The sequence below is a fragment of the Methylophilus sp. UBA6697 genome (assembly GCF_002454655.1).
Taxonomy (GTDB): domain Bacteria; phylum Pseudomonadota; class Gammaproteobacteria; order Burkholderiales; family Methylophilaceae; genus Methylophilus.
The window spans coordinates 49,057-61,305 of record NZ_DKJH01000037.1 but is presented as its reverse complement, the minus strand read 5'-3'; the positions used below and the strand labels follow the sequence as shown (position 1 = coordinate 61,305).

The following is a 12,249-nucleotide window of genomic DNA, read 5'->3' as shown; positions in this document are numbered from 1 at the left end:
GCTGAGAAATTGGCTACTCGTCAAGCTTCACAAAAAGCAATTACTGCTTTGGCTCCAATCTTGCCAGAATTCCTGGGCGGTTCAGCTGACTTGACAGGTTCAAACCTGACAGCAGCTAAAGAGTTCAAACACGTGAGCGGCAAAGAGCCAGGCAACTACATCTCTTACGGTGTACGTGAGTTCGGTATGGCTGCCATCATGAACGGTATGGCATTGCACGGTGGCTTGTTGCCATACGGCGGTACTTTCCACATGTTCTCTGACTACATGAAAAACGGCATGCGTATGTCTGCGTTGATGCATCAACGTGTGGTTTACGTGCTGACCCATGACTCTATCGGTCAAGGTGAAGATGGTCCTACACACCAACCAGTTGAAAACACTTCTGGCTTGCGTCTGATTCCTCGTATGGATGTATGGCGTCCAGCTGACTCTACAGAAACAACCGTTGCATGGGTTGCTGCAGTAGAGCGTACTGAAGGCCCAACCAGCTTGGTATTGAGCCGTCAAGCTGTGCCAGGCATCAAGCACGACAGCAAAGACTTCGACTTGATCCGTAAAGGTGGCTACGTGTTCTCTGACGTGGCTGGCGCACAAGTTATCATCATCGCTAACGGTTCTGAGTTGGATCTGGCTATTCAAGCTGCTGCTGAATTGAACGCAGCGGGTACTAAAGTGCGCGTGGTTTCAATGCCATCCACCAACGTATTCGACCGCCAAGACCAAGCTTACAAAGACAGCGTTCTGACACCAGGCGTAAAACGCGTGGCTGTTGAAGCTGCTCACCCAGACTTCTGGCGTAAGTATGTTGGTTTGGAAGGTGCTGTTGTCGGTATCGACACATTCGGTGAGTCTGCTCCAGGCGGCGTGCTGTTAAAACACTTCGGCTTCACAGTTGAGAATGTTGTAGCAACTGTTAAATCTGTTCTGTAATCAGACAGCTTAACCGATAAAAAACCGCTTCCTTGTGAAGCGGTTTTTTTACGTCTACGCTTAAATAGCGTTATAACGTCATAGTGCTATAATGTCTAAAAATTCATTCACAGGAGAACTCAAATGGCCGAATTGTCCAAACGTTCAACCGTCTATTTTGATCCAGCCATTCATCAAGCTTTGCGCTTAAAAGCAGCCACCAATCACAGCTCACTTTCTGAACTGGTAGATGAAGCTGTGAGACTGTTAATGCGTGAAGACCAAGAGGATCTGGATGCCATCAATCAGCGCGCGAACGAGCCAGAGATAAGCTACGAAGCGATGCTCAATGCTTTAAAGCAAGATGGCAAAATATAGTATTAGTTTTAAAGCCTCGGTTGCCAAAGACCTGCGTGCCATCCCCAAGCCGGATGTGGCACGTATACTCAGCCGTATTAACACCTTGGCAGAAGATCCTCGTGCAGATGGCTGCATCAAACTCACGGGGCATGATTGCTACCGCGTCAGGCAAGGGCTCTACCGCATCGTATATGAGATTCACGACGATAGGTTGGTGGTGTTGGTGATTAAAGTCGGTCACCGTTCAAGCATTTACGATCAGGTTTAAATGTCGCCCAATGAGGCGGTTTTTTATGTCTGATATTGCGCAATCTTTTTGTGCGACAAGCGAACTAGGGTATTCAATAATAACCCTGTAAAATATAAGGCTTTATTGTTTGCTTCAAGAAAGTCTGCATGTCCACATTACCCGCCTGCCCACAATGCCAATCCGAATACACTTACGAAGATGGTGATAACTACATCTGCCCAGAGTGCGCACACGAGTGGAGCAAGGTTGCAGCAACAGATTCAGACGAGGTTAAAGTCGTGCGTGATGCCAACGGAAATGTGCTGCAAGATGGCGACACCATTACTGTGATCAAAGACCTGAAAGTGAAAGGCTCTTCATCAGTGGTAAAGGTCGGCACCAAAGTGAAAAACATCCGCCTGGTCGATGGTGATCATGATATCGACTGCAAGATTGATGGGTTTGGCGCGATGAAATTGAAGTCGGAATTTGTAAAAAAGGCTTAATAAGTCTGAAACGTTGGGCTGTAGAAAAAATAACCGCCTTTTGATAGGCGGTTATTGGTAGTATGAATGCATTAATTTATTGCTTCATGAGGCTTAAATTTTAGACATTTCAATAAAGTGTTCTGAATAACCCGTTTTCTCAAAAACTAGTCTGAGTCCTTCTTTAAAGACTTCATAATTGAATTCTTTCATATCAATAATATTTTGCCCCAAAGAATGTGACTCACGATTTACATAGCGATAGAACGCTTGATATTTATTAGCTTGTAATTCCTCTGATAGAAAAACATTGTTTAAGTCTCTTTTTCGCACAAAATTAAAGAAGTACTCAATAATATTTCGCATGCAGTTGGCTATTAGAGCCGGAGGTTGAGTGGGGTCGTTAATTACATTCCAATATGCCTGATAGTCATTTTGGATTTCTTCGTATTTCATCTCCTCTATTTTGCTTCCATCACCAGATTTTGTTATGCGGAATAACTTTTGGTTTGCTTTTCTTCTCTCATGATGTGGATCGGTTAACTCATAGAAAAAATATAAACTATGTGTTAAAACAAATACTTGAGAGAATTTTTGGTCTTTAAAGAATATTGTGCGAATTAGCTGACCAACGTTGAAAACGAATATATGGGATAAGCTTGATATCGGGTCATCAATAACAACGATCTTTTGAGTATTGGTGTCTTCTGGATTAGCTTTACCTTTACAAAGTTCACAAAAGTACAGGAAGCTAATCATCATTCTCTCGCCTTCACTTAATGTATGAAAAGCATCCGCGGGATCATCAGCCCTTACAACTCTATACAGTCGATCAGTGTGTTTGAGAATTTTGAATCCATCAATACCAAGTTCTATTAAGTTGGTATTGATAGCTGTTACTGCTTCATCAACATTTACAGTTTCTTTCTGAGCAAGTGCAATCTGCTCTTTCGCGCTAGCAATTGAAGAGTCGATAGTAGCAATAGCTTCACCTAAGCTTGCAAGTTTGTTATTAGTTAACTGACGATCAGTTTCTAATCGTGCCAATGTCTGATCGTATTGCCATCTCATTAGGTTCCAGAAGTCATTTCTTAATGAATTAAGTGCGCTTTCTCGATTCTTAAGTTGCTCATTCTGAGCATAAATATTGAGATTTATCAGGGTAATTTGTTGGTTGAACTCCAACAAAAAGGAACTAGTGTCAGTTAAGGTCTGTGGTGATTTCGGAGCTTTTATTTTTAATTCTATTTTTTCAATATTGCTGCGCAATGTATCAATTATCTTTTGATATTTTGTAGAAAGTGAGTCTCTAAAATTTAGTGTGGCTGGATGGCTATTAAATACACTAATTTCTTCTAAGCTACTTAGAGCAGTCAGATAGTTTGATTTAAGAGTTTCAAGCAACTCGATTTTTTGTTGATATGTCACATCAAAATATTCCTTTAGGCTTTCGGAAAACTTTGATGTGATTGTTGTTTGCTGACAAAATGGACATTCTGCAGCAGAGCCATTAATTTCTTGCGGTAGGTATATCAGTCCTTGCTTTACCCAGTCTGCATTTCCAAGCCTCTCAATTAAGTCGGCAACTTCACTATCGGTATTGCCAAGAATTGCACTGGCAAAAATGCTGTTTGATTCAATATCTGCACCTGGGAAATTTAATATAGGCAGTATCCGCTGTTCAGTTGCGTTTTTGTCTTGAAGTTTTTCAACCTCATCCTTAATAAGTTGAATTGTTTTTGTTGGTTCCTGATCAGGTTTTTTTACATTTTGGATGTAATCGAAAAGAGACTCTTTTCTCCCCATCAATCCCTGAAGACAGTATTCAAGAACACGATCGCCACCTGAGTATGTGGTTCTAATTTCCCACACCTTATCTATAGAGGCTTGCCTTTGGGATGCAAACTCTTTATTGACGATTTCTTTCTCTTTGCGTTTTTCTTCTAGAAACTGATTCTGCTGCTCGTAGGTCTTCGTCGNNTTCGTCGCTACAGCAATTTTTTCTTCAGCTTCTTTATTTTCTTTTGATAGGCTAAAAATTCCTTTGAGCTTATCAGCGTCATAGAAGGTATCTTTAACAAAAAATTGGTTATACACCATGACTGGGTTTGTTTGGGTGGATACTCTGCTACACCCTGCATATCGAGCATCTTCAGGATTGTAGAAGTATCCCGAAAAGGTTGATTTTCCAGTTCCATTGAGTCCATAAACTAAATTAATTTTCTTATCAGTTATAAGTTTTGTTGAACTCTTAAAACTGGCAACTGCATTCATTTGAATTTCAGTAAGCATCAATAATCACCTTAATTTGGATTTTTAATTTTGAATGATGTGTTATTAAATTGATTGTAATGCACGTATTTATTGAATTGCCAGAAAGTATATGAGCTTTAATTGCGTTTAATAGAGTTTCCACTTTTCCTACACTGTTTTCAGCAACTGTCTGATACCACTATCTTTCTCAGAAACTATCATTTAACTACTAAAAATTTAAATTAAATGAGGAGGCTGTATGTCATCGTTCGTTCTGTATCTTATCGGGTTCGCTATTCTGATTGGCGGGATTGCATGGGCGCTGGTTGAAGCGGGCGTGCCGCATTTGTACATCGTGATTGCGTCAGTGATTCTCACAGGTATCGGCATATTAAAAGCAGTTTCTCATACAAGAACTAAAGATATTTCCCGTAGCTAAAAGGGCACAGCTTTGCTGTCGCCAGATCAAGTTTCTGAAGTGAGTGTAATGAATAATCTTAATAAAACCGATTTAACACTGGATGGCTTGAGTATTGTTGGCCTGTATTTGGAAGATGTATTTTCGGTATGGGAGCATTTCGACAAAAACGCGAATAAGTACTTTACCGTTTTTATGATCAATAATTCCCGCATCACAGTGCCAGCAACTGAAGCGAATGCGGCGTTGCTTTATAAGAGCGGCCAACCGGTGTCTGAATTTGTCGTGAACGATGGCATTGTGGATGAGATTGAAATTAGCAAATAGCAGCGTGGCCTAGCCAAACTGGGCAGCTGCTGCTCGATTCATGATAATTCGTAGCAACATTTGCATGCAATTGCATTAAACCAATTGGCCTGAGCCAACTCTCAAATATAATCCTTTATATTTCCTATTCTCAGGTTATCCAAATGCGAACCGAAAACGCTGTTGCACCAAAAACCATTTACCTCAAAGACTACACACCTGCGCCCTATAACGCTGCGCAGGTGAATTTGAGTTTTACCTTGTTGCCAGGTAAAACCATCGTCACGTCTGAAGTGAAATATGTGAAAAACCCGGCAGGTGTGTCGAATGATCTGGTGTTGGATGGTGATGACCAAACAATCGTTTCTGTTTCGATGAATGGCCAGCCATTTGATGGCTATACCGTCGTTGATGGACAAATGACAATAGTGAATCCAGGCGATGCATTCACGTTAACCATCGTCAGCGAAATTGACCCGGCGGCGAATACGGCGCTGGAAGGCTTGTATCAATCGCAGGGTAACTATTGCACGCAGTGCGAGGCGGAAGGCTTCCGGCGAATTACGTACTATCAAGATCGCCCTGATGTGCTGAGTGTGTTTACCGTGCGTATTGAGGCGGATGCCAAGTTATATCCGGTGTTGCTCTCAAACGGTAATTTGCAGGAAGAGGGCGGTTTGCCGGATGGCCGTCATTTCCGCGTCTGGCATGATCCTTTCCCCAAGCCTTGTTATTTGTTTGCGCTGGTTGCTGGTGATCTGGTGCGTGTGGCGGATACGTTTACGACCCTATCTGGTCGCAAGGTGGATTTGCATATTTATGTGCGGGCGGGCGATGAGAAGCAGTGCGACCATGCGATGGAATCACTGAAAAAGTCGATGCAGTGGGATGAGGAAGTGTATGGCCGCGAGTATCAGCTCGACTTGTTCAATATTGTTGCGGTGAGCGATTTTAATATGGGCGCGATGGAAAACACCTCGCTCAATATTTTCAATACGGCGCTAGTGCTGGCGCATCAGGAAACCGCGACCGACAGCGATTTTATGAGTGTGGAAGGCGTGATTGGTCACGAGTATTTTCACAACTGGACCGGTAACCGTGTGACGTGCCGTGACTGGTTCCAGCTATCACTCAAAGAAGGTTTTACTGTGTTCCGCGATCAGGAATTCAGCTCTGACTTGAACTCGCGTGCAGTGCAACGCATTGACGATGTGAACGGCTTGCGCCGCTTGCAGTTTGCTGAAGATGGCAGCCCGCTGGCGCATTCGGTGCAGCCGGACCAGTTTATTGAGATCAGCAACTTTTACACCAAAACCATTTATGAAAAAGGCGCTGAGCTAATCCGCATGCAGCATACGCTGCTGGGCGCGGAGACTTTCCGTAAAGCCACGGATTTGTATTTTGATCGCTATGACGGCCACGCTGTGACTTGTGATGATTTCGTGCAATGTATGGCGGATGCGTCTGGTCGCGATTTATCGCAGTTCTTCCGCTGGTATAAACAGGCCGGCACACCAACACTGCAAGCCAGCAGCCATTATGATGCGACGCAGAAGACTTATACGCTGACGTTCAAACAATCTCAGCTGGATACCCCAGGGCAGAGTGATAAACAGCCCTTACATATCCCGATTGCGGTTGGCTTGCTGGATGCTTCGGGTAAAGAAATTTTGCCAACACAAGTGCTGGAAATGACCGCACGTGAACAATCATTCACTTTCGAAGGGATTACCGCCAAGCCTGTGCCTTCCATTTTGCGCGGCTTCTCGGCGCCGGTGAAGCTGGAAACGGATTTAAGTGATGATGACCTGCGCTTGCTGCAAGTGCATGACACTGACGGCTTTAACAAATGGGAGGCGGGTCAAACATTGGCTTTGCGTACTATTCAGCGTGTGATGGCAGACCCGCAAGCTGATATTGGCCAGTTTGTGGCCGATTTTGGCCGCTTGATTGAGCAAGGTTTAAATGGGCAGGGCGATAAAGCCTTGCTGGCACGTGCGTTGAGTTTGCCGATGATAGGCGTGATTGGGCAGTATCTGCCCGTGGTCGACCCGGCAGCGATTGATGCGGCGCGCACCAGCATCCTGGCGCAGATTAAACGTGCCCATAAAGATACGTTAGCGGCGCTATATGACGCGAACAGCAATCCTGGCACATTCTCGGTAACGCCTGAAGCCATGGGCCGCCGTGCCTTGCAAAGTGCCGTGCTGGAAATTCTCACTGTGACCAACGGCACTGGCTGCGCTGCACGTGCCAAGGCGCACTATGACGCCGCTGATAATATGACGGATCGTGTCGCCGCGCTGGCCTGCCTGAGCGACAGTACGCAGCCGCAACGCGCAGAAGCATTCTCGGATTTCTACCAGGAATTTGAGGCTTATCCACTGGTGGTGGATAAGTGGTTCTCATTGCAAGCCTTGGCTAATCGCGAGGCGATTTTTGATGACCTGGCCATGTTGCGCAAGCATCCGGATTTTAATATCAAGAACCCAAATCGCGTTCGCTCACTGTATACCGCGTTTACGATTAATAACCCGGTCAAATTTCATGACCCTAGCGGCAAAGGGTATGCTTTTTTGCGCGATGCGATTATTGAGCTGAATACCATTAACCCGCAGATTGCCGCGCGTATGGTGACGCCGTTGCGTGAGTGGAAACGTTATACGCCTGCGTTACAAGCGCAGATGAAAGCGGCGCTGGAAGCGATTCTGGCGACGCCTAACCTGTCTGGCGATGTGTTTGAGATCGTCAGCAAGAGTTTGAACGGCTAATAAAAAAGCGGAGTTTACACTCCGCTTTTTTATAGGTTTCAGGGGGAAATTATTTGCCCATTGCTTCGCCCAGGCGTATCGGTTTGCCTGGGTGCCAGCTGGCATTAAAGTCCAGCACATCTTTTTCAAATAACATGACCACGGTAGAACCCAGCAGGAAGCGGCCCATTTCCTCTCCTTGTTTTAAGGTGATGTTGCGGTCACTGTAATCCCATTGCACCACTTTGCCCGGACGTGGCGGATTGATGATGCGGTCTTTGGCATCGTGCCAGACGGTGGCCATGCTGCCGACAATGGTGGCGCCGACCAGCACCAATACAAACTTGCCATGCTGCGCGGATTCAAACGTACACACCACGCGCTCGTTGCGCGCAAACAGGCCTGGCACATTGGCCGCAGTCAGTGGATTCACCGAGAATAAATCGCCAGGCACGTAAGTCATGCCCAGCAGTTTGCCATCGCAAGGCATATGGATGCGGTGATAGTCTTTCGGGCTTAAATACAGGCAGGCAAAACTGCCGCTATCAAAAATCGCCGCTAAATTAGCATCACCGCCGACTAACGCTTGTGCAGTGTAATGGTGACCTTTGGCCTGGAATATCTGGCCTTGTTCAACTTTGCCAAACTGGCTGATAGCACCATCTACCGGGCAGACAAAAGCATTGTCTGCCAACGGGCGGGCACCTGGTTTTAATGGGCGGGTAAAGAACAGGTTAAATGAGGCGTAGCTGGCAATATCACCATTGAGCGCTTCTTCCATATTGACATGGTATTTGCGCACAAACCAGCCGATAAACGCCGTGGTCAGGCCACCTGCTTGCCAGTGCGCCAGTTTGCCGGCGGCAGCGGTGAGTAATTGTTTGGGGGCGATGTATTGCAGCAGAATGGCGAGTTTCACTTCTATCCCTTATTGAGCAGTTCTTGTTTGTTGCAAGAGCTGGTTTTTCATCTTGTATTTATTCGTGATTCTACAAATAAAAAAGCACAGGCGATATATCGGCCTGTGCTTTTTGCCTATGACTGTTAAATTAAACAGTTTTCGGCTTGGTTAAATTCCAAAATTAGTTCTTGGATTGATCAACCAGTTTGTTTTTCGCAATCCAAGGCATCATGGCGCGCAGTTTGTTACCCACTTGCTCGATTGGATGAGCAGCGTTCAAACGACGGCGTGCAGTCATTTCTGGATAGTTAGTGCGGCCTTCCAGGATGAACTGTTTAGCGTAGTTGCCGTTCTGGATGTTAGCCAGGCATTGACGCATTGCATCTTTAGACTGGCTGTTGATCACTTGTGGGCCAGTCACGTACTCACCATACTCCGCGTTGTTGGAGATGGAGTAGTTCATGTTGGCGATGCCGCCTTCGTACATCAGGTCAACAATCAGTTTCAGCTCGTGCAAGCACTCGAAGTAGGCCATTTCTGGCGCATAGCCAGCTTCAACCAATGTTTCGAAACCGGCTTTAACCAGTTCAACCGCGCCACCACACAGTACCGCTTGTTCGCCGAACAAGTCAGTTTCTGTTTCTTCACGGAAGTCAGTCTCGATCACGCCACCTTTGGTGCCGCCGTTAGCTGCAGCGTATGACAAAGCGATGTCTTTGGCTTTGCCAGAGGTGTTTTGGTAAACCGCGATCAGTGAAGGAACGCCGCCGCCTTTGAGGTATTCGGAGCGTACAGTGTGGCCTGGGCCTTTAGGGGCGATCATGATCACGTCCAGATCGGCGCGTGGCACGATTTGGTTGTAGTGAATGTTAAAGCCGTGGGCGAATGCCAATGCTGCACCTTTTTTCAAGTTAGGTGCGATTTCGGCGTGGAAGATTTCTGCCATGGTTTCGTCTGGCAGCAATACCATCACAACATCAGCTTCTTTAACTGCTGCAGCGATTTCGAGTGTTGTGTGGCCAGCGCCTTCAGCTTTAGCCCATGAGCCGCCGCCTTTACGCAAACCGATGGTGACGTTGACGCCGCTGTCGCGCAGGTTAGCTGCGTGCGCGTGGCCTTGGGAGCCGTAGCCCACGATAGTCACTTTTTTGCCTTTAATGATGCTTAAGTCGGCGTCTTTGTCGTAATAAACGTTCATGTCTGCTTTTGCCTTTCAATACAAATGCTTAGGTAATTGTGTAGAAATACTGTCGATTAAACTTTGAGGATGCGGTCGCCACGACCAATGCCGGACGCGCCGGTACGCACGGTTTCCAGAATCGCACTGCGGTCGATGGCTTCAATAAACGCATCCAGTTTGCTGCAAGAGCCGGTAAGCTCAATGGTGTAACTATTGTCGGCCACATCGATAATACGGCCGCGGAAAATGTCGCACATGCGCTTCATTTCGTCTTTATGGACGCCGGTGGCTTTGACCTTGACCAGCATCAGTTCGCGCTCAATGTGCTTGCCATCGTTGAGGTCCAGCACTTTGACCACGTCAATCAACTTGTTGAGTTGCTTGATAATTTGTTCAATCACATCATCAGAGCCTGTCGTCACAATGGTCATGCGTGACAGGGTGGGGTCTTCAGTGACCGCCACCGTGAGTGATTCAATGTTGTAACCGCGTGCGGAAAACAGGCCTGCCACGCGTGACAGGGCGCCTGCTTCGTTTTCCATCAGCAGTGAAATGATATGACGCATTATTCTTCCCCTTTCAGGCGGCTGGCCGTGCGTGGGCTTAACACCATTTCGGATAAGCCCTTGCCGTTTTCAACCATAGGGAAGACGTTTTCGGTTTGGTCGGTTAAAAAGTTCATAAATACAAACTTGTCTTTTTTATCAAACGCTTCTTTGAGCGCACCTTCTACGTCGGCCGGATTGGTGATCTGCATGCCAACGTGGCCATAAGATTCAGCCAGTTTGACGAAGTCCGGCAGGCTGTCCATATAAGACTCGGAGTATCGGTTCTCATAAAAGAACTCTTGCCACTGACGCACCATGCCCAGGTAGCGGTTGTTAAGCAGAATCACCTTGATCGGCAGGCCGTATTGAGCACAGGTCGACAGTTCCTGGATGTTCATCTGGATACTGCCTTCACCGGTGATACAGGCCACTTGCGCGTTTTTATCGGCAAACTGACAGCCCATGGCGTATGGCAAGCCCACGCCCATGGTGCCAAGACCGCCAGAGTTGATCCAGCGACGTGGTTTGTCAAATTTATAGTATTGCGCTGCCCACATCTGGTGCTGGCCGACGTCAGAAGTCACATAGGCTTCGCCTTTGGTCACTTCCCATAGTTTCTGCACCACGTATTGTGGTTTGATCACGGTATCTGAATAGGCGTAATCCAGCGATTGCACGCCGCGCCATTCGTTAATCTGTGTCCACCAGTCAGCGGTATCCGTGGTCTGGTTTTCTTCCTGCGCCAGAATTTCATTCATGTCTGACAGGACCGACTGCACATCACCGACGATAGGCACGTCAACCTTCACGCGTTTGGAGATGCTGGACGGGTCAACGTCAATATGAATGATGGTGCGCTTCTGGCTGGAGAAGTGCTTCGGGTTGCCGATGACGCGGTCATCAAAGCGCGCGCCAACAGCCAGCAACACGTCACAGTGCTGCATGGACATATTGGCTTCATAGGTACCGTGCATGCCCAGCATGCCCACAAACTGCCTGTCTGTCGCCGGATAGCCGCCCAAACCCATCAAGGTGTTGGTGACCGGGAAGTTGAGTGCTCTGGCCAGCTTGACCAGCTCAGCTGCGCCGTTACCCAATACCAGGCCGCCGCCGGTGTAAATCATCGGACGTTTGGCACCCAGCAGCAATTTGACCGCTTTTTTGATCTGGCCGCTGTGACCTTTTAAAATCGGGTTGTAGGAACGCATTTCTACCGTTTTGGGGTAGATAAAGTCAGCCACGTGCGCAGTGATATCTTTAGGAATATCCACTACTACCGGGCCTGGACGGCCGGTTTTGGCAATGTAAAACGCTTTTTTAATCGTTGGCGCGATATCTTTTACGTGCTTCACCAAAAAGTTGTGTTTTACACAGGGGCGCGTTGCACCCACCATGTCTACTTCCTGAAAAGCATCCATGCCGATAGCAGGCACGGGTACCTGGCCACTGATGACGACCAGTGGGATTGAATCCATATACGCCGTGGCAATGCCGGTGACCGCATTGGTCGCCCCCGGGCCGCTGGTGACCAGCGCGACGCCGACGTCGCCGGTTGCACGTGAATAGGCATCTGCCGCATGGACGGCCGCCTGTTCGTGGCGCACCAGAATGTGTTTGAAACCATTCTGTTTATAGAGTGCGTCGTAAATGTGCAAGACCGCGCCACCTGGATAGCCAAATACGAATTTGACTTTCTCTTCATTCAGGCAGGAGACAACGATGTCCGCACCTGTCATGGATTTGGCGTGGGTGTCTGTCGCGGAGTGGGCTGAAGCGTCCATAAAACCTTGATTTTTCGGCTAATAAATGTTGAACCCTATACATTAGCTTGCTTTACTAATTTGGTCAAGATTGTCGATCAATCGAGGAGGGTGATATCGCCGGAATGTTGGGTGTATGCCTAATTG

Annotated in this window: 12 protein-coding genes; 7 read left to right on the top strand and 5 right to left on the bottom strand. The window is 47.0% G+C overall.

Going from position 1 to position 12,249, the window contains the following annotated elements:
* From B3355_RS10190 to B3355_RS10175, 4 genes are all read left to right on the top strand, one after another.
* A partial coding sequence (locus tag B3355_RS10190; protein WP_292783393.1) for a transketolase-like TK C-terminal-containing protein occupies nucleotides 1–933 on the top strand: 933 nt, incomplete at its 5' end.
* A 123-nt stretch (nucleotides 934–1,056) separates the two neighbouring features.
* The gene (locus B3355_RS10185; RefSeq protein ID WP_024930593.1) at nucleotides 1,057–1,290 is read left to right on the top strand and encodes a hypothetical protein; all 234 of its coding nucleotides are present in this window, start codon (nucleotides 1,057–1,059) and stop codon (nucleotides 1,288–1,290) included.
* On the top strand, nucleotides 1,277–1,540 hold the full coding sequence (locus tag B3355_RS10180) for a type II toxin-antitoxin system RelE family toxin (protein ID WP_047516220.1): 264 nt from the start codon (nucleotides 1,277–1,279) through the stop codon (nucleotides 1,538–1,540). The genes B3355_RS10185 and B3355_RS10180 overlap by 14 nt, the downstream gene beginning before the upstream one ends.
* Before the next feature lie 128 nt (nucleotides 1,541–1,668).
* Nucleotides 1,669–2,007 carry a zinc ribbon domain-containing protein YjdM gene (locus B3355_RS10175; protein ID WP_047516223.1) on the top strand — a complete coding sequence of 113 codons (339 nt, stop codon included), beginning with the start codon at nucleotides 1,669–1,671 and terminating at the stop codon, nucleotides 2,005–2,007.
* Between the two features lie 93 nt (nucleotides 2,008–2,100).
* On the opposite strand, the gene B3355_RS10170 is transcribed toward B3355_RS10175, so the two are convergent.
* The gene (locus tag B3355_RS10170; RefSeq protein WP_422655875.1) at nucleotides 2,101–4,260 is read right to left on the bottom strand and encodes an AAA family ATPase; all 2,160 of its coding nucleotides are present in this window, start codon (nucleotides 4,258–4,260) and stop codon (nucleotides 2,101–2,103) included.
* Nucleotides 4,261–4,498: 238 nt separating this feature from the next.
* On the opposite strand from B3355_RS10170, the gene B3355_RS10165 reads away from it, so the two are divergent.
* The 3 genes from B3355_RS10165 to pepN all read left to right on the top strand — a co-directional run bounded on the left by B3355_RS10165 (nucleotide 4,499) and on the right by pepN (nucleotide 7,734).
* On the top strand, nucleotides 4,499–4,678 hold the full coding sequence (locus tag B3355_RS10165) for a hypothetical protein (protein WP_019883446.1): 180 nt from the start codon (nucleotides 4,499–4,501) through the stop codon (nucleotides 4,676–4,678).
* Nucleotides 4,679–4,726: 48 nt separating this feature from the next.
* On the top strand, nucleotides 4,727–4,984 hold the full coding sequence (locus B3355_RS10160) for a hypothetical protein (RefSeq protein ID WP_194754838.1): 258 nt from the start codon (nucleotides 4,727–4,729) through the stop codon (nucleotides 4,982–4,984).
* Between the two features lie 143 nt (nucleotides 4,985–5,127).
* On the top strand, nucleotides 5,128–7,734 hold the full coding sequence (pepN, locus tag B3355_RS10155) for an aminopeptidase N (RefSeq protein ID WP_292783386.1): 2,607 nt from the start codon (nucleotides 5,128–5,130) through the stop codon (nucleotides 7,732–7,734).
* A 49-nt stretch (nucleotides 7,735–7,783) separates the two neighbouring features.
* Here pepN and asd read toward each other — a convergent pair whose 3' ends face one another.
* From asd to ilvB, 4 genes are all read right to left on the bottom strand, one after another.
* Nucleotides 7,784–8,632: an archaetidylserine decarboxylase gene (gene asd, locus B3355_RS10150; RefSeq protein ID WP_292783383.1), complete on the bottom strand. Its 849-nt coding sequence runs from the start codon at nucleotides 8,630–8,632 to the stop codon at nucleotides 7,784–7,786.
* A gap of 163 nt (nucleotides 8,633–8,795) precedes the next feature.
* Nucleotides 8,796–9,812: a ketol-acid reductoisomerase gene (gene ilvC / locus B3355_RS10145; protein ID WP_019883440.1), complete on the bottom strand. Its 1,017-nt coding sequence runs from the start codon at nucleotides 9,810–9,812 to the stop codon at nucleotides 8,796–8,798.
* 56 nt (nucleotides 9,813–9,868) lie between these two features.
* The gene (gene ilvN / locus B3355_RS10140) at nucleotides 9,869–10,360 is read right to left on the bottom strand and encodes an acetolactate synthase small subunit (protein WP_018987330.1); all 492 of its coding nucleotides are present in this window, start codon (nucleotides 10,358–10,360) and stop codon (nucleotides 9,869–9,871) included.
* On the bottom strand, nucleotides 10,360–12,123 hold the full coding sequence (gene ilvB / locus B3355_RS10135) for a biosynthetic-type acetolactate synthase large subunit (protein WP_024930601.1): 1,764 nt from the start codon (nucleotides 12,121–12,123) through the stop codon (nucleotides 10,360–10,362). The genes ilvN and ilvB overlap by 1 nt, the downstream gene beginning before the upstream one ends.
* Nucleotides 12,124–12,249: the final 126 nt, after the last annotated feature.